This is a genomic window from Candidatus Poribacteria bacterium, assembly GCA_028820845.1.
Classification (GTDB): domain Bacteria; phylum Poribacteria; class WGA-4E; order WGA-4E; family WGA-3G; genus WGA-3G.
In genome coordinates, this window is record JAPPII010000056.1 from 1 (window position 1) to 18,396 (window position 18,396).

Annotated in this window: 13 protein-coding genes; 9 read left to right on the forward strand and 4 right to left on the reverse strand. The window is 46.2% G+C overall.

Annotated features, from left to right (window positions below; all coding sequences use genetic code 11):
* Positions 1-170 precede the first annotated feature (170 nt).
* Positions 171-1,238 (forward strand): tetratricopeptide repeat protein, encoded by a 1,068-nt coding sequence (locus OXN25_11625; protein MDE0425510.1) that lies wholly within the window; start codon positions 171-173, stop codon positions 1,236-1,238.
* Between the two features lie 41 nt (positions 1,239-1,279).
* Here OXN25_11625 and OXN25_11630 read toward each other — a convergent pair whose 3' ends face one another.
* A complete protein-coding gene (locus OXN25_11630) occupies positions 1,280-3,268 on the reverse strand; it encodes a hypothetical protein (GenBank protein MDE0425511.1) in 1,989 nt (662 codons plus the stop codon).
* A 105-nt stretch (positions 3,269-3,373) separates the two neighbouring features.
* Here OXN25_11630 and OXN25_11635 point away from each other — a divergent pair, with 105 nt between their 5' ends.
* The 6 genes from OXN25_11635 (at position 3,374) to OXN25_11660 (ending at position 9,954) form a co-directional block, all read left to right on the forward strand.
* Positions 3,374-4,123 carry a tetratricopeptide repeat protein gene (locus OXN25_11635; protein MDE0425512.1) on the forward strand — a complete coding sequence of 250 codons (750 nt, stop codon included), beginning with the start codon at positions 3,374-3,376 and terminating at the stop codon, positions 4,121-4,123.
* A gap of 635 nt (positions 4,124-4,758) precedes the next feature.
* Complete coding sequence (locus OXN25_11640; GenBank protein MDE0425513.1) at positions 4,759-6,789, forward strand: N-6 DNA methylase; 2,031 nt, start codon at positions 4,759-4,761, stop codon at positions 6,787-6,789.
* Positions 6,783-8,225 carry a restriction endonuclease subunit S gene (locus OXN25_11645; protein ID MDE0425514.1) on the forward strand — a complete coding sequence of 481 codons (1,443 nt, stop codon included), beginning with the start codon at positions 6,783-6,785 and terminating at the stop codon, positions 8,223-8,225. Before OXN25_11640 ends, OXN25_11645 begins: the two co-directional genes overlap by 7 nt.
* Positions 8,226-8,293: 68 nt before the next feature.
* On the forward strand, positions 8,294-9,010 hold the full coding sequence (locus OXN25_11650; GenBank protein ID MDE0425515.1) for a hypothetical protein: 717 nt from the start codon (positions 8,294-8,296) through the stop codon (positions 9,008-9,010).
* 317 nt (positions 9,011-9,327) lie between these two features.
* The gene (locus OXN25_11655) at positions 9,328-9,663 is read left to right on the forward strand and encodes a hypothetical protein (protein ID MDE0425516.1); all 336 of its coding nucleotides are present in this window, start codon (positions 9,328-9,330) and stop codon (positions 9,661-9,663) included.
* A 6-nt stretch (positions 9,664-9,669) separates the two neighbouring features.
* Entirely contained in the window at positions 9,670-9,954 is a 285-nt protein-coding gene (locus OXN25_11660) for a hypothetical protein (protein ID MDE0425517.1), read from the forward strand.
* A 203-nt stretch (positions 9,955-10,157) separates the two neighbouring features.
* Here OXN25_11660 and OXN25_11665 read toward each other — a convergent pair whose 3' ends face one another.
* Complete coding sequence (locus tag OXN25_11665) at positions 10,158-10,853, reverse strand: discoidin domain-containing protein (protein ID MDE0425518.1); 696 nt, start codon at positions 10,851-10,853, stop codon at positions 10,158-10,160.
* 115 nt (positions 10,854-10,968) lie between these two features.
* Positions 10,969-11,364: a VOC family protein gene (locus tag OXN25_11670; protein MDE0425519.1), complete on the reverse strand. Its 396-nt coding sequence runs from the start codon at positions 11,362-11,364 to the stop codon at positions 10,969-10,971.
* An 834-nt stretch (positions 11,365-12,198) separates the two neighbouring features.
* Here OXN25_11670 and OXN25_11675 point away from each other — a divergent pair.
* A complete protein-coding gene (locus tag OXN25_11675) occupies positions 12,199-13,179 on the forward strand; it encodes a Gfo/Idh/MocA family oxidoreductase (GenBank protein ID MDE0425520.1) in 981 nt (326 codons plus the stop codon).
* A 58-nt stretch (positions 13,180-13,237) separates the two neighbouring features.
* On the opposite strand, the gene OXN25_11680 is transcribed toward OXN25_11675, so the two are convergent.
* Positions 13,238-14,389 (reverse strand): Gfo/Idh/MocA family oxidoreductase, encoded by a 1,152-nt coding sequence (locus OXN25_11680; protein MDE0425521.1) that lies wholly within the window; start codon positions 14,387-14,389, stop codon positions 13,238-13,240.
* Positions 14,390-14,645: 256 nt separating this feature from the next.
* On the opposite strand from OXN25_11680, the gene OXN25_11685 reads away from it, so the two are divergent.
* The gene (locus OXN25_11685; GenBank protein MDE0425522.1) at positions 14,646-18,359 is read left to right on the forward strand and encodes a SpoIIE family protein phosphatase; all 3,714 of its coding nucleotides are present in this window, start codon (positions 14,646-14,648) and stop codon (positions 18,357-18,359) included.
* Positions 18,360-18,396 lie beyond the last annotated feature (37 nt).

Consider the following 18,396-nt stretch of genomic DNA (forward strand, 5'->3'; position numbering starts at 1 on the left):
ATACCTACGATCTATTGATGATTACTTACTCCTTGGGAGATTTGATAAATATCAGATGGACATCTTTGTAGCATAGGCTGTTGGTTTCCTGTGCATATCGGAAGGCATTGTCTTTCGCATCAACAAGTCCACCGGAATGTAAACTGATTTCAAATAAAGGAAAGAAAAAGATGACACAAACAACGAAACACCCTATTGACGACGAGGCAAACGTTGAGGAGAGAGCGAGCAGTGTTAATGCTGTGAGTGATATAGAAAATCAACGCCAAATCAACGATTTACGAAGTGAATATCTTGATGATCGGTCGGAGTCTATTAATCAATGGCTGGTTGTTATCGGTTTAGTTCTTGCCTTTTTTGCAGTTGCAATTCCGGTTGTAACCGGTATTGCTGCTTATATTGCCTACAGCGAGTTTCGGAGTATTGAATCCGAGGCAGCGGCATACCTTAAGGAAGCCAAGGCGTATGCCAGTGAAGCAGCGATATATCTTAAAGAAATCAAAGATCAAAAGAAAATAGCAGAAGAAGTTGTATCGAAATTGAGTAGGGGAGACATCACGAAACTCGTTCAATCCGGTCCATCTGAAGTATCCCCAGAAGTTGAGAGCATGCTAAGAGTACTTCGGCTGGAGCCTGGGACATCCGTAATAGATAAAGCTATCATTGAGGCGGTCACATTGTCGCAAGAAGGGAAAATTGATGATGCTATTGAGAAATGGCGTTCTATTGCGAATATATCAGAGGGGATTGATAACGATGTAACCGCCGGGGCATTTTTCGCTCGTGGAATAATCAAGGAAGGTGCTTTGGGTAGACATGAGGAGGCGATTTCAGACCTTAATGAGGCAATCCGCTTACTGCCAAATTACGCTGAAGCTTATTTCATGCGTGGAGTATCCAAGAATAATTTGGATAGACATGAGGAGGCGATTTCAGACCTTAATGAGGCAATCCGCTTACTGCCAAATTACGCTGAAGCTTATTTCATGCGTGGAGTATCCAAGAATAATTTGGATAGACATGAGGAGGCGATTTCAGACCTTAATGAGGCAATCCGCTTACTGCCAAATTACGCTGAAGCTTATTTCATGCGTGGCTCTATAAAGGGAAACCTTGGTAAAAAAGAGGAGGCACAGGTGGATTATCAGATAGCTCTAAAAATCGCTGAACAAACAGGAAACGAACATCTCAAAACGACTATTGAGGAACGACTTCAAGGATTCAAAGATGAAGAGTAGCGTTGCGTTATCATGAAACACTATTCCAAAAATTGAACACCTCAATGCCACACAATATACGTCGGTATCTCCAATACCAACCCAATCAGGCTCCAGACACACCCCAGCGTATAATCCCCTAAGATGAGCCCCAAAAAGAAGGGTATCGCTTGTCGGTAGAGTTTCACGCCGCCAATCTTTAGCACGATTGCTTTCGCCAACCACCCCAAGAAGATGGTAAACCACAACCTTCCCATACCTGTCCCACTGACTAACACATAACCCGCAGGATGTAGGGGCCACCACAGAAACCGAATCTTCATCATCATCAGGAATATCGTGAACACGAAACTGCTGCCGATAACACCAAGCTCCGGTACGCCGGTCTCTCGCGGACTGACAAGCCACGTTTGCAGACGGTTAAACGTTTCCCACCCCATATAAACAATCCAACCGCGCGCTTTGCTTGCTGCGCCCATATCGTAAAGGACGTGTAGGTATGCCCAAAACGTTATCAGGATACCGAACACAATCGCCAAGATCATTCCGATGAGAAGTTGACGATACCCGATGCTCGTCCTTTCCGCCAGCCTGAACGCCTCCAGTTCACTCGGTGTCGGATGCGCGCGGAAACAGCGCACAAACGGATAGAGAAACGTGAGTCCCATCAGATTCCCCGCGCCTAAGCGGCGTGTACCTAACGCAGTGACCATCGTCCGTCCTGGATCGACAAGGATGAGTTGATGAAGGGGCGGCCCAATTTCGGCGCGGATACGTGTGATACCGATAATCATCGGAAAGTAAAAAAGAAAAAAGAGTCCAATCGCCCAGAAGGTCATCCCCATCTGAAAACAGAAAAAGAAAAGGAACAGTAATCCCACAGTGAACAGTCCTGCTGCCGTGCGATAGCGCATCGGTTCTCCAGAATCGTCAGGTGGTGGTTCGCCGTGGCGTTGTGCAATGCCGAAAACCTTACGGATAATACGTCCATAGTGCCGTCGCCCCATCCACAACGGGATGCAGCCAAACGCAAGCCAAGCCCCCGTCTGCTGTTCAAACCTATAAATATTGCGCGCGCCGAACATATCTGTCACAACCATCTGAAGACGGGTTAGTAGCCAGAAAAACCAGCAGGAAAACGAGAGATCCAGCGGCGTGAAGAACATCAACCCGATGCTGAATGGATAGAGGGAGATCCGAATCGGTCCCATCGCACTCCACGGCTTTGAACTGAATTGTCCAAGGACTCTGTTTCTAATCGGTAGAGAAGGGATTTCTGGATACAGAAAACTCAGTCCATTGAGCAGTTCAGCACTCCCTGCAATTGCGAATCCGACCCACATCCACGGCGAAGCAAAAAAGCGTTTCGGATTGCTCGTCAGTGCCAAGGGGAGTTGGACGATCGGATAGTTCAGGCGTTCATTTTCCGTCCACTGTTTACGGAGAAAGATCGTCACTGCCAGCAATGTCAGCCAGAGCGCGATGACGAAGCTTGACCACGCCAGTACAGGTGATATCCATGCGTTGAGCGTAGCAGAATTATAGAGTGTAGAATCGCCGTTGTAGAACCCGTCTAAGATACGCGGACTTTTAACTGCAATCCAATTGGGGATACTGTTTCCAAAGAGCGATAACCACTCATTTTCGGGGCTTGCGAACTGAAATGTATGCGTGAGAACGGGGATGAGGTACCCCATCATGGTGTGTCCGCTGATGGTCGATACCATCACCACCATCACATAGATCGTCTGCAGATCGGCTTGCGACATCGCCAGACGCGGCACAAATCGTTGGAACAGGAGGTTAACAAGCACAAAGACGAGGAGGGTAAAGACCGCATTGAAGAACAGCGAGGCGATGGTCAGCTGCGTAGAGTGCCAGACCTCTGTTCCCATCAGGCACCAGTAACTATTAAAAGCGACGAGAGCCAATCCAATCAGTAGGATATGCGGTTTGACACGGTTTTGTTCCGCCAATTCGTAGCACCTCAACACAAATTTGCGTCTATTATACAGTGTTTTGTGTCCGTTTTCAAGAGGGATATCGGACAATCTTATTTCCTTGAAACCTCTTGCGAATTGTTGTATAATTTGCTTCAATTTGACATCATAGAAAATGAATCCTGTCTTATATCTATCTCAGATTTAGGAGAATGCATGAAGCATCGAAAACGGAAAAGGAACAGACGAACATCTCGAAAGCGATTAGGCGAGCTTAACTTGCAGGACCTCGGTGAAAAATCGATCCCAATCTTAGAGAAAAAACTCGCCCAAGACCCGAATTCTGCGGAACTACATAACCACCTCGCAACTGCCTATCTTCTACAGGAAGCGTATGAGAAAGCGGTTTTCCATTTAGAGAAGGTGCGCGACTTGGATCCGGAATATCCTTCGTTAAATGTCAGGCTCAGTACCGCGTATGCGGTACTACAGAAATTCCCAGAGGCAAAAGCAATCGCGAGTGCCGCTTTAGAACGCGGTTCTTGTGACGAGACTGAAAAGCTCCACTACATTCTCGGTCGGGTGTCCATCCAATTAAGTGAATACGAGGCAGCGCTCTCTCATTTTCAGACAGCCCTCGACCTCGGCATAGAAGATGCAGCGCGTAAGGACGCAGCAGATGTAGATATTAATTTTGAACTTGGGCACACCTATCTTCTTTTGAACAAGTTCGAGCTGGCTCATGAACATTTCCAGAAAGCCCTCGCTCAGAATCCTGATAAGTCATTTCTACATGCCAGCGTTGCGTTGCTTTACATGAAACAAGGCGACATTGATGCCGCGGAACCCTATCTCATAGAGGCACTCATGTTGGATCCAGAGTGTAGCGCGGCACAAAGGGTTCTGGAAGCGTTCAACGAAGAACGAGAAAAGCAAAGCACTCCCGATAAAACTGAAGCATTCTGAAGCACAATTTTCTGCAGAACGTTTTAGTTTTCAATTTTTCGCCAATATTTTTCACAGATGTTCAGGACTTCGCAGAATGCTCTCTTGTAGCATTGGTAAACCTGAAAAATAAACAGACATTTTACCCCACCCGGGTAGGTGCGGTTTCTAACCGCACCGGTGCTGAATGTCTAATTAACTCTAAGGTTCACCAATGATGCCCGTCGCATCTGGGCGAGTACGCCGCAAACCTGTTAGGTTGTGCATCCAAAACGCGTGTGTTTCTCAGGATTCTCCATCTCACAAAGTGCCCCCTGTCAAAATTGCGTCCGTCCTAACGTTCACATCTTCAGAAAAGCCTACTGCAATCTCAGGGCTATTTAGTTTTACATATTTACTTTATTTATGTGAATATTTTTCTTCTGTAGGAGCGAGCTATGCTCGCGATCTTGCGTCCAAACGTTAACTTATGCGAATCAAAACCGAGATTAGAACCGAAAACTAAACAGCCCTACTGCAATCTTGTTTTCCTTGAAATCCCTTGCGAGTTGCTGTATAATTTTCACTATAACTTAACAGGACAGAAGTTAGATATTTAAGGCAATGGGGCTACCACACTAATGTGATATAGAATGTCCTAATGAAGAGGAAAATTTATGAACACAAATCCTGCTGAAACAAAAGTTATCAGTATCCCAGACGGTTACATCCGTGATTACATCGATGGCAAACCCCGCAAAGATACACCAGAAGAATACGTCCGCCAGACAATTGAGAAAAGATTGATTAACGAGCATAAATACAAACGGGAACAAATCAAAATAGAATTCACTTTGAAGTTGGGCTCCCGCCGTCCACGCGCCGACATTGTTGTGTTTCCAAAAGACAGCCCAGAGATGACACAGGATCATGTGTGGTTAATTGTTGAATGCAAGAAAGAAAGTGTAGAACCCAGAAACAGAAAAGACGGCGTTGAACAACTCAAGTCTTACATGAGCGCGTGTCCCAATTGCGAATGGGGACTCTGGACGAATGGCAGATATAAAGAGGTCATCAGAAAGGTGGAGGTAGAGGGACGCTATGAATTTCAAGAGTACAACGATATTCCCGCCGCCGATGGTTCTTTAGAGGATGTTGACAGACCGAAACGGAACACCTTGAAAAAGGCTTATGAAGATAACCTTTTGATGGTTTTCAGAACTTGCCATAACCATATCTACGCTACTGACGGTCTGCAAAAACAACCGGCTTTCTTTGAGTTGCTAAAGCTTATTTTTTGCAAAACGCTTGATGAGCAGAATGTTGGACAACCCCTTGAATTTTACGCGAGATCCGGGGAACGGGGAAACCGAGATGGACAACTTACAGTCCGTAACCGAATTTCTAAAATTTTCCAAAAAGTCAAACTGCAGTTCCCGCAGATTTTTGATACCAATGATGAAATCAAATTACAACCGCGTTCGTTGGCATGGATTGCCTCAGAACTCCAACCGTATAGTCTCCTTGAAACGCATGTTGACGTGAAGGGAAAAGCTTACGAGGAATTGGTTGGCGCAAATCTGAGGGGAGACAGGGGTGAATTTTTCACGCCGCGAAATATCATGCGTATGGCGGTTGAGATGGTCAACCCAAAACCGGGTGAAAGGGTATGCGATACCTCGTGCGGTACCGGTGGTTTCTTGGTCACCGCAATGAACCACATCATTGAAAAATTAAAACGTTCCGTTGCTCATGACTTAGGGATTGATGAAGTTGAGTGGTCTGATGATTACAGAAGGATTGTTAGGGATCGAATCAGACAGATCGCTGCGTCGGATTTTTACGGGTTTGACATCAACCCTGACCTTGTGAAAGCCACGAAAATGAACATGGTAATGAATAACGACGGTAGCGGTAATATTCACCGGAACGATTCCCTCTTGCCTCCACATGAGTGGTCCCAAGAACTCAAATTGGAATTGGCAAGTGCACTCCAGATGCAAGCCGATAGCATAACAAATGCCAATTCGATCGGGTTTTTCGATGTCATCGTTACAAATCCACCCTTTGGTAGTGACATCCCTATCAAAGACACCCACATTCTGGAGCAATTTGACATTGGACATATTTGGCGGAAAGGCGGAGAAACTGGATGGGAAATGTCAGATAAACTCCAAACCTCGGTCCCACCCGAGCAACTTTTTATAGAGCGATGCCTTCAATTTCTCAAACCCAATGGCAGATTAGCGGTTGTGTTACCCGATTCTATTTTGGGGAACCCCGGACTTGGACATATCCGCCGGTGGTTACTCGAAAAAACGCGTATCATCGCCAGTATTGATTTACATGCTGATACCTTCCAGCCCAGAAACGGCACACAGACCTCGGTGCTAATCCTACAGAAAAAGACGCAGGAGGAAATTAACGAGGAACGGTATGCGCGGCGAATCGTCGCATATAACATTTTCATGGCAATGGTAGAGAAGGTAGGACACGACAGGCGCGGGAATACGCTCTTTAAAAGAGACAAAGACGGCAATGAAATCTGGGTTTCTGAAGAGAATACTCCTCCAGTAAATTACGAAAATGCCGAAGGTCCCATTGTGGATATTCACAGTCAAAGAAAAACTCGCGTCATTGATGACCAGAGCCGCGAAGTGCCTCAACTCTTTGCAAAGTGGAAAAAGGAGGAGGGAATCGGGTGGTAACGCAATCAGAAGGAATGCCAACAGAGAAACCAATTAAATGGACATCGGTAAATGTTCAAGAAGTTATTGAATCGGATTACCGACTAAAAGCGAGCACTTTTGGTATTGAAAGTAGACAAGTTAGAAAGGATTTGGGGCATTGCAAGTGGAATATTGTTCATTTGGCGGACAGGTTTATTGAGAATGCTTTTTATTTGGGTAGATTTAAAAGAACCTATGTTGATGAAAAGATTGGTATACCTTTCATTCTCCCATCACAGATAACAGAAATATACCCAAAAGCCAATAAGTTTATTGCGCCAACAACGAATGTTAATATTGAAAGCACGCGTGTTGAAAACGGGCAAGTGTTACTGACCCGTTCCGGTACAATCGGTATTGTCTCTTATGTCTCCAAAACGCTTGAAAACCAATCGTTATCGGATGATGTCATTCGTATAAAAGCAGCAGAGTATTCTGGATATATTTATGCGTACTTGAAATCAAAGGTTGGGAATTTGCTTATATCAACCAATAACTACGGAGCAGTCATTCAACATATTGAGCCTGAACATCTGAATCATATTCCTATTCCCAATCCTTCCCCTGTCCTCAAACAGGAAATTCACGATTTGATTGAGGCATCCTTCAGACTACGGGATGAGTCCAATGGATTGATGGATGAAGCGCAAATCTTGCTGAAAACTGCGTTGCAATTGCCGTCTATCGGAGCATTCCATGAACGCTCCGAGCGGTTTGATAAAATGGCAAGTGTTCTTAATTATTCCGTATCTTCAAGCGAGGTAATTGATCGGTTAGATGGGTCTTACTATGTTCCGATTGTGAGAGCCATTGAACAGCATATAGCAAGAACAGCGGGAGAGATTGTCAAAGTTCGGGACAGCCGCATTAGTCAGTCAGTTATTTTACCGGGGCGGTTTAAAAGAGTCTATGTTGAAGAAGGGAATGGTGTCCCCTTTATTGGTGGTAAACAGATATTTGAGTTGGATCCAAACAACAAGAAATATCTGTCTTTAGCACAGCACGGAGACAGAATTAAGAATGAACTGACCCTTCGTGAAAATATGATTCTCATTACATGTAGTGGGACTATTGGAAAAGTAGCGATGGTTCCTAAACATTGGGATGGTTGGACAGCGAACCAACATATTATCCGAGTGGTGCTTCCAAACGATGGAATTGCAGGTTACCTCTATGCATGGCTTTCAAGCGATTATGCGTATCCGCTGATAACTCGGTATGTTCATGGTGCAGTGATAGACGAGATTAATGATTGGCAGGTTTCGGAAATCGCGGTACCGTTGTTGCGCGATGAAAACGTGCAGCGGCAAATAAACGACACAGTTTTGGAAGCCAATCGGAAACGGATGGAAGCCTATAACTTGGAGCAGGAAGCATTGAGAGTGCTTGATGAGAAGGTTATCTATGCGCGGTAGTGGGCGACTTAGCCCAATCACAATTTCATCATTGTCAAATGTCGCAAACAGTTAATAGGAGGAAGGCAATGGATAAGGAAAAGAGTGATCTTGACATTAAAAGGAGTGACCGAATAGTAAGTGCTTTAAAGGCGACCTTTGGTGCTATTCCATATTTAGGTCCGTTGGCAGCTGAATTGGTAGGAAATGTAATTCCAAACCTAAGAGAAGAGAGAATTGTTTCTTTTGTCAAAGTTCTATCATCAAAAATTGACCCGGAAGAGAAGGCGAAAGTAGAAGCGAAGATCCTTGAGGAAAAATCCATTGATTTAATGGAAGATGGATTTTTTCAGGCAGCGCGGGCACTTTCGGAAGAACGCATAGAATACATCGCTTCCTTGGTAAAAAATGGGTTAACAAACGAGGATGCGGAACATATTACTTACAAGAAATTGCTGTCTATCCTTGCGGAGTTGAACGATATTGAGGTACTCATCTTAATATCTTACTCCGGGGGTATAATGCAGCAGCAAGACTTCCGGAGAAAACATCAAGGAATCGTAACCGAACCTCCTGTGCATTTGGGATCTTCACAGGAGGAAGTTGATAAACATGCCATTTATGAGGCTCACAAAGTGAACCTTGCCAACTTGGGTCTGCTCAAAATTAGATTCCAACGACCAAAACGGGGAGAGTCTCCAGAATTTGATGAGCGGACAGGTATGATGAAATCCAGCGGCTACGACATTACTGATTTGGGAAGGCTATTACTCAGGAGCATTGACCAAAGTGATAAAGATTGGTAATAATTTCAGCGGTTCTGTAGAGGGAATCTCAACTATCCGCGTGAATCTGCGTAATCCGTGTAATCCGCGATTCAGACAATCCTCCTCTCAAACCGGTTTCCCAAAACACAAAACATACCCATCATGATCCTTGAGCTCAAACGCTCACATACCATCACTCGTATCCACAAGCGTTTCACGAAATGCCAACCTACGCGCCTGATACTCAGCAAACAGGACATCGAACATTGAAAATCAATTTGACTTTTCACGCAAATTATCACATAATACTGTATTACCAAATATCGTACAAATAGGCTTTATCGGAGGAGCAAAACGTGAGTCATATCCAAACTGTCAAAATTCATGATGTGGAAGATGGCGAGATCTATACCGCCAAAATCCGAAAAAATGGCAAGAGGTGGATGGGATGGATACAGGAACATCCGAAGGTGAAGTGTGAGGCAGATACACAAGACGCATTATTAGAAACCCTCGAAAATACGCTGTATCAAGTCCTTGAAGCCGATTGGCAAGCGTGGGACAAACAGTTAGAGGAAGACGTAAAAGCGGGAAAACTTGACGCTATACTGGAACGAGTCGGTGCTGACTTTCAGGCCGGTAAATGTGAAGACTTAGCGGTATTTATCTCAAAGAACACCGGGGATAAGTAGAATGCTGTGTCTGAAATTCGGAACATGCAAAAAGATATGAGCAACCATGTCATACACGACCATTTCTGGGAAGCCTACAACAATCTACCACAAAATGTTCGGAAAATCATCCTCCGGAAAATTGAATTGTTACTTGAAAATCCTCGGCACCCTTCTCTCTATTTGAAAAAGGTTGGTAGACTTTGGTCAGCACGAATCAGTAAGCAATATCGTATTTTGGCGCGTGAAGAAGAGGGCACTTTAGTCTGGTATTGGGTCGGAAAACACGACGAGTACATGAGACGAATATGATGCATTAGCGTAAAATCACCTATTTGCAGCTTACTCCTTTCAAAGCGGCTTCCCAAAACACAAAACATACCCATCATAATCCTTGAGTCCAGAGGCGCGGAGACCCATCGTCGGGGCTGTGAGCGGTTCGCGGATATGAAAAACGGCTCAAACCAAGTGATTACTGGATTCAAGCCGATCTGTAAAATGTCTGATATTTGCCCTTATCGGACGTTTTTGAGACTTCCCCATGTGGTTGCGAGCTTGGATCTCGGGTCTACGGGAAAACTATCATCGCCGAAGAACTCAATTTCGCCGATTTGAAAGTACGCCCCAGCCGGGTTCGATGCAGTGTCGAAAGTAACATGCCGAAAAAACCGATACCCGGTTTTTTGCACGTCGTAATCTTCCCCCGCCTCAAAAAGGACGACTTGCAGTCGCTGATCCCAAAAACTCTTCCCGTCGTGAGCATAGATAGTCGTCCAATCATCGCCGTCGTTCGACCCCTGAACTTCCCACACTGTCGGGTCCCTTGGCGGAACATCGTTCGCTGAAGATACAGTGAAGTGTGTCAATGCGTACTGCTCCTCAAACTCAGCTGTCACATGTAGACCTTCTTTCGGAATGCCGCCTCCACGTCCGCAGCACCATTTGTCATTGCTGGGGCCAAGGCGGTTATCGAAGACGTTAAACGCAAATTCACCGCCTCCGAATCCGGGTTCATCGTTGGCTGAGAAAGTGGCGTTGTAACCATCATCTGATTCAGGTTCACCGTCGTCCTCTGGGTCGGTTAGGTCGCCTCCGAGGAGTGACTCCGTTCCTGTTCCCAAGACTTCCTCCGCCTGTGCCATATCGCTCGTGCAGATAACACAATATGCCATCATCAACACAAATCCTGCTAATACCAATATAATTTTCATACCGTTCAATCTCCTAAAAACAGTGAATCTCACTTGGACGTGAGTTTCAAATTAAAGACATGATAACATATTTCATCTAACAAGTCAAATTTCAAATTTCTCATCCCACCTCTGCTCAAAGCGGTTTCCCAAAACACAAAACATACCCATCGTGATCCTTGAGTTCAAACGCGCGTAAACCATCATCGGTATCTTCCAGCGGTTCGTGAAACGCCAATCCACGCGCCTGATACTCCGCAAACAGCGCGTCAGGATCCGAAACCAGAATAAAAGCGTCCCATCTTGCCCATTCGTGCCGCGTGTGGTTCGGTACTGGATGAACAGATTCAGTAATATGTTTCAGAAGAATCCGGACGTTATCACGAGACACGATCCCAAAAAACGGATCTTCCTCTGGAATAAGCAGGTCTGTCTCAAAACCGAGTTTTTGAGTGTAGAAGTCTATTGATGCCGCAAGGTTTTTAACAATAAAAAATGGGTAAATTCTCTCAAGCTTTGATGCTGTTGCCATCCTAAATCCTCCAATATTCCTTTCGCAATATTCTAACAGATTCCCGACTGATCTTCAATAGAACAAAAAAACTTGACACCCGCGCGAAACGGTGGTATAATTACACTATACTGAACATAAGGTCTATATTTCCCGTGCCGTTCATAGGGTTCAAAATGTTACACTTTTCACCAAATTATTTTTTTCACAACAGAAAATCGGGAACGAAACATCAACAAACCCTTATAGCCACTATGTTCTCTAACGTTACACGCTGTACAAAAAATGTTACACCAGTGTAACATTTTTAAGGAAAATTACGAAGAAACATACTGTTAAGTTAACACCATATTCACGCCCGTTACTTTCATAGTAACCCTCCAAAAGCACTAAAAGCAGAAACCCGTCTAAACCCACGCCACCATTGGCGTTACAACGCTAATGCTGAGAAACGAAAAATGCAGATTCATAGTAACAGCAAAAAACAACACTTTCATAGATAGCCTACAAACCCATGTCACACCTGACTTTATGAGGGTTTTAAAGGCACAATTTTCAAAACGTTACTATGAAAACTATGAAAACTATGAAAACTATGAATCCCGATGCCGCTGAACCCAACCTATTGAAACTATGGTAAACCAGAAAAATAAATGAACATTTTACCCCGGCCTGGTAGGTGCGGTTTCTAACCGCACCGGTCCTGAATGTCTAATTAATTCTAAGGTTTACCATAAATGACCCTAATACATATCCAAAATTGTTTGACACTCACTGCTAATATGTGTTAGACTTTGACAACTTGCAGTAGATGAGAAAGCGATTGGCGTGAAGGAAGTTATAATGGAGACGATCATGCAAGAATCATCAGTTATGGCAACGCTCAGATGGGGCATACTCGGTTGTGGAGATGTCGCTGAATATAAGGGGGGACCCCCACTTTATAGCGTCAATGATTCTGAACTCATCGCTGTGATGCGACGCGACCGCGCCAAAGCGGAATCCTTCGCCGAGAGACACGGCGCGAAACGCGTCTATACGGATATAGACGTACTCCTTTCAGACGACGAACTCAACGCAATTTACATCGCAACACCCCCATATCTCCATTGCGAACACACGCTTCGTACAGCAGAAGCAGGCAAACACATCCTCTGCGAGAAGCCGATGGCGATGACGGTTGAGGAATGTCAACGCATGGTGGATGCCTGCCACGATGCCGGTGTTACCCTGATGCTCGCCTATTACCGCAATTTCTATCCGAATATTGTCAAAATGAAGGCGTTGATGGATGAAGGTGCCATTGGTGATGTCGTGCTTGCCCGCGTCAACCATACCGGTTTCTATAACCCGAATCGGCACGATCTGCACAGTTGGCGGGTAGATCCAAAAATCAGTGGGGGCGGTGTTCTGATGGATCTCGGTAGCCACCGTATCTCGTTGCTCCAGTATCTGATGGGGGAGGTAGAATCTGTCCAAGGGTATGCAGAGGCGGTGCATCTGGATATTCAGGTCGATGATTCCGCCGTCTTTACACTTCGTTTCGAGAGTGGCGCGCATGCGGTTGCGAATATCAACTGGAATGTTGGGGTTTCAATTGACGATGTTGAGGTCTACGGCACAGAAGGCTGTTTGCGGTGTTCGCCGTTAAATTCGGGTAACCTGACGCTTGAAACCAAATCGGCAGGACAAGTTGAGATGAATCAGACCCCGCTGCCACATACACATACCGGACTTGTTGAAGATTTTATCAATCATCTCAAGACGGGTGAACCGATTCGCTGTTCCGGTGAGGCGGGGTTGCAGACGAACGCAATTATCGCGCAGATAATGTAGGTGTACTTCTCAAATATTGTAGGCGCGCTTTGTAAGCGCGCCAAAGTTTTCGTTTGATTTAACCAATCCTGTCAGATTCCAACGTCAGCCAGTCCCAATAGGCTCTCGGCATCTCCGCTGGCGGTTCCAATCCCGACGCCTCGCGCCATCGTAACAACGGATGTCGTCGATCGGGTTGCGGAAGATTGACGCGTGTGCCATAAGCCGCCGACTCAAAGATCCCCATCATCATCTCAATAATGTGTCGTCCTTCTGTACCGCTGCATGTATGTGCGCTGCCTTCATCCAAGGCGTTGACGTATTCCTCCACGAACCAGTAATCCGCTTCTGATGCGCTGCTTTTCGGATCGTAGTGTTCAGGATAGATGAGTTCTAATGTTTCCCATTGGTCGTGTATGCCGTCAGGGACGTAGTGCGGCGTCGGTAGCCACCACGCACCACCGCTTTTCCAGAAAAGTCTCCCTTCGGTGCCGTATAGTTCCATCGAATACGCATCGGTATCCATCGTGTGAAACCTGTGTTGGAGCAGCGTCCCCGTAACACTGCCTTCATATTGTAGTGTCGCAGTGATATATTCACCCGCAATCGTTCCCATACCGCTCGGTGATGGCACAACATCCGTAGGCGTAATCGTTTTTCCACCCGTCGTTAGATGCGCAACGACGCTTTCACAACGTTTCCCGAAGTGTAACATGTTATTGAGCATGTGCGTGCCGATGTTCATCAAACCGTAACCACCGTAGTAGCCTTTTCCGCTCCCGTACATATAACGCAGTTCACCGATTTTTCCGGCATTAAAGGCACGTGCAATTGTTTGCATAGGGGCACCGACGCGTCCCTGATGATGCACGGCGACCTGCACGCCTTTTGCTTCCGCTTTCGCGATAACGGCATCCGCTTGCACGAGATCCACACACATCGGCTTTTCTACCTCGATGTTGACACCATGTTCCAGCACACGCATACACAAGTCGTAGTGAAACTCTGTACCGGTGGGAATAGCCACAATGTCAGGGTGTGTTTGTTGAATCATCTCATCTAAATCGGTAAACCGTGCTGTGACGTTAACTTCATCCCCCAAAGTGTTGAGGCGTTCTTCGATCAAGTCACAGAGTCCGACAATCTCCGTGCGAGGGTGGGCATGGTATGCTCGTGCTGCTGCTGTCCCGCGTCCTCTGCATCCCAAAATTCCGATCCGATATGTCTTCATCGTTCGCTCCTTTCTCACGCTTGACTGCCTTGATGTCCGTCTACACTCTTGGTATTTTCCATTGTAGCATAATTTATTTCAGCGGTCAATGCCTTTGATTTTTCTTGACTTTCCTTCTCAAATCTGTTATCTTTATAGATAGAATAAAGGCTATTTCTGGATTTTCCTGAGTTGTCCTGATTAAGTAATTCCGTGGCTATTTTTCGGATTCATTTTTTACGCTTTTATGCCTTTGAATTAGTAGAGGTGGTTTATCGTGAATAGCTTGATAAAATTCGTATTTATCTTGATGCTATGCTTCTCCATCGTTTATATCCAATCTTCTGTAGCTTTTGAACTGATAGAGACCTATACAGTTGCTGATGGTCTTGCGGGACCTATTGTTCCCGTTATTTTTCAGGACAGCCGGGGTGCTATTTGGTTCGGTTCCGATAGCGGCGGTGTGAGCCGTTTTGATGGCAAAACTTTCGTGCCTTATTTGGCTTCGCTGGGTGCTGCGGAAGAGGCACCAACGTCCGGCGTTCAAGCCGGAGCACTTCTCGGAGAAACGCTGCAAATTGTTGAAGATAAGTGGGGGCACATCTGGTTTCTGACGCGCGTGCCTTCGGAAGAGGAAGGACGAGTGAGTCGATTTGATGGCACTTCAATCAGCCTGATCGGCAATGGAAACTCCCTGATTGTGGATCGACAGGGTGACGTGTGGGTTGGCGAAAATCAGCGACTGACGAAGTATGTTGCTCCCGATAGGCAGCGCCCACCGCAGGCACACCCCAACGAAATCGTGGGGGAAGATTTGCTGCGGTCCACAGATTTGATAATCAGCGTTATCTTTGAAAGTGAAGACGGGACGCTATGGCTCGGCGGCAGTGAAGGTGAAACGGAACAAACCGGTGTGATTCTCAGTTTTCGTGAGAGCCGTCGGGTTGGCAACACTGATGATGCAGCGGGTGACACAGAGAACAGAACACCCCGAATTCAAACAAGGATTGGATTCGCGCGCTACGATACCTCAAACCTTAATGTAAGTAGTGTTATTGAGGCTGTGGCAGAAGATGCTTCCGGGAATCTTTGGTTCGGGGGCTATAATCTGCTGCTCAAGTTTGATGGAGAAACCTTTGAACAGGTGCTCCCTTTACAGTTAGAAGAAAGTGGGGCGCGACGATATGCGTCTCCCAAGCAAACTTCAATCCTGCGGGACACAGAGGGACGACTCTGGTTTAACGACGGTCGCATCACGCGGTGGTGGGACGGTTCACGACTCCAGGACTCCGGAAACGTCCAAGGTGTTTTTGAATTTGAGGACGCCTGGGGAAATCTATGGTTTACTAACGCGACCGGTGAGGTACACCAATACGACGGTTCTACGCTTGAGGGCATTCCTTATAGTGCCGAGGGTGGACTCGGTGTTGACCGAATTCGGACGGTTTTTGAGGCGATTAACGGCGATTTTTGGTTCGGACATGAGAGCGGCGCGACGGTCTTTAACCCGCAACCCGCAATTCAGAATCATGGCACTGCGATAGGTAGTGGCGTTAGAGGGAAATCCCGTTTTGCGTTATGGAAAGAGATTATAAAAATATTTGAAGTTGATGGGGATATCTGGTTCGTCGACAAGCCGGTATTTGAGGGAGACGCTACGGAGTACACGTTCTTCCGCTACCGAGATGAACACTTTGATCGGGTTTCTATCTTTATCAAACCCCAAACAAGATACCACAGGATACGCGCCGAAAGGAATCCGAATCTGTTTGTTACGGACGGCGCGCACCGATGGTTAGCTTTTGGTGGACATATCTTCAAGGCAGATGCTACAGGGCTGTTATGGTTGACAGACCAATTCCAGCGGATCCCCTTTCAAACAGACTTTGCAATTGATCACGCACCCTCTCCTATAAATGGCCTTCATACAGATGTCAACGGCAAATTATGGGTCCTTTTTGAAAGCGGAAAGGTACAGGCATACCCAGAAACGATGGACCCCTCGACTGCTGTGAATATTAAGCCAGAGACCCTGCCACATCTGATTAAAGTAACAAAGATGTTAGAGGTGTCATTGGGTGCAAAGTGGTTTTACAACGCCGTGACGGGAAAGTTGATACGCTGGAATGTCTCGAATCCGAACAGACCCATTGTGATCGAAGGGAATACTGCTACTGCCCCGCTTGCAGTATGGCGACACACAGAGGAGAGAAATGCAGAAGCCACTTTCCTCTTTCCTGATGTACTCAAGAGATATTATGACCATAGGTTGGTCATAACTAAGGACGTTGAACTACCACCGGTCAGAGCGTTCTTGACTTCCCAAGAGAACATTCTCTGGCTCGCAACGGCTCGTGGGGCTGTTCGTTACGATGGGAAGGAACTTACAAGCTATACGACGAAAAACACATCTCGGATTTCCAGAAAAGAGGGATTCCTTGTCGACAATGTACGCGATGTAATTGAAGATAGCAGTGGGAGTATATGGTTCGCGACAAAGGGTGGGGGCACTGTCCGATACGATGGTGGAACCTTCGATTCGCTGACTACAAAAGACGGGCTGGTACATAACAACATCTCGAAAATTTATGAATCTTCTAACAAAGATATTTGGTTTGCGACTGAAGGCGGCGTTACACAATATACACCGAGGCGCGGCGGACTTCCTTTTTATCGGTTAACTGCACTAAAAGCGGATCAAACCTACACTGACCTTTCGTCTAATATTACGCTGCCGACCCGCGGAAACAGGCATATCACCTTGTATGTCCGAGGTATTAGTCCGCTCCAAGAACGGCTCTCCTATGCGTTTAAGATGGTTGGGTTAGATAGCCCGGGCTGGACGCAGCTTTCGGCGGCGGAGTTCTCACTTTTGCCCACGGGTTCCGGTGCTTCATTTAACAAATGGTTACCCGCCTCCACATTGGCGACCCAACAGGCGACACACACAAATGGGGTGCAACAGGAACTTCAAAACCAGAACGGCGTGCTATGTGTCCGATATACAGGCCTCAAAGCGGGAACCTACAGTTTCATCGTCAAAGCCTTTCGCAAAGACTGGCCCTATACCCAACCGCCTGCCATTGTAGACTTTAACATTCCGGCACCTTTCTGGACGCAGTGGCGGACATATCTCCCAACACTTATGTTCGTGTCACTTGTGCTTGCCCTTATTGGGCGTTTGGTCATCAACCGAAGACACACTGCCCAGCTGCGCAATGAAATGTTCGAGAAGGAGGAGGCAGAAATACAGCGAATCCGGGCTGAATTGGACGAGGCGCAAAACATTCAAATGAGACTGCTCCCCGTAGAATCACCCGATACAAACGCGTTTGATATTGCCGGCATGTCGGTCCCCGCAACGCAGGTAGGTGGAGATTTTTACGATTACGTGACCGTTGCAAACGGGCAAACTGCTGTTGCAGTAGCAGATGCTGCGGGCAAAGGATTACGTGGGGCGATGAATGCTGTGCTTACAAACGGAATGCTCCATGAAGTCGCAAGGTTCAGATCGGATGCAGACATCATCCTCACTGACCTTAATGCAGGATTAGTGCCCCGAATGTATGGTCCCAATTTTATTGCACTTAACTTGGCAATTCTTGATGAATCCAAAAAACGTGTTGACTACGCCAACGGTGGACAACCCTATCCCATTCTCAAAAAAGGTGCTGAAATCCTTGAAATTGAGGATAGCGACTTGCCGCTCGGTAGTATGAAGAGTGTCGAATACGAATCGACTGCTTTCGATTTAGAAGAAGGTGATATCCTTATCTTCCACTCTGACGGTCTCATTGAAGCCCTCAACGCTGACGAAGAAATGTACGGTACTGAACGTTTAAAAGCGGTCGTTTCCCAAATGCCAAATGACTACACTGCTGAGGAAGTGATTCAATACCTCGTTGAAGATGTTAATAGATTTGTTGAGGAAGCGGAACAGTATGATGATTTAACACTTGTTGTTATCAAACGTCTATCAGCGGCTGAGTAGAGGCATCATACTGACTTGAGTGTTTGGAAGCGACGCT

Bases quoted from the DNA above. Each gene is read 5' to 3' on its own strand.
- OXN25_11625 (MDE0425510.1), top strand. From the start codon at position 171: ATGACACAAACAACGAAACACCCTATTGACGACGAGGCAAACGTTGAG.
- OXN25_11635 (MDE0425512.1), top strand. From the start codon at position 3,374: ATGAAGCATCGAAAACGGAAAAGGAACAGACGAACATCTCGAAAGCGA.
- OXN25_11640 (MDE0425513.1), top strand. From the start codon at position 4,759: ATGAACACAAATCCTGCTGAAACAAAAGTTATCAGTATCCCAGACGGT.
- OXN25_11650 (MDE0425515.1), top strand. From the start codon at position 8,294: ATGGATAAGGAAAAGAGTGATCTTGACATTAAAAGGAGTGACCGAATA.
- OXN25_11665 (MDE0425518.1), bottom strand. From the start codon at position 10,853: ATGAAAATTATATTGGTATTAGCAGGATTTGTGTTGATGATGGCATAT.
- OXN25_11670 (MDE0425519.1), bottom strand. From the start codon at position 11,364: ATGGCAACAGCATCAAAGCTTGAGAGAATTTACCCATTTTTTATTGTT.
- OXN25_11675 (MDE0425520.1), top strand. From the start codon at position 12,199: ATGCAAGAATCATCAGTTATGGCAACGCTCAGATGGGGCATACTCGGT.
- OXN25_11680 (MDE0425521.1), bottom strand. From the start codon at position 14,389: ATGAAGACATATCGGATCGGAATTTTGGGATGCAGAGGACGCGGGACA.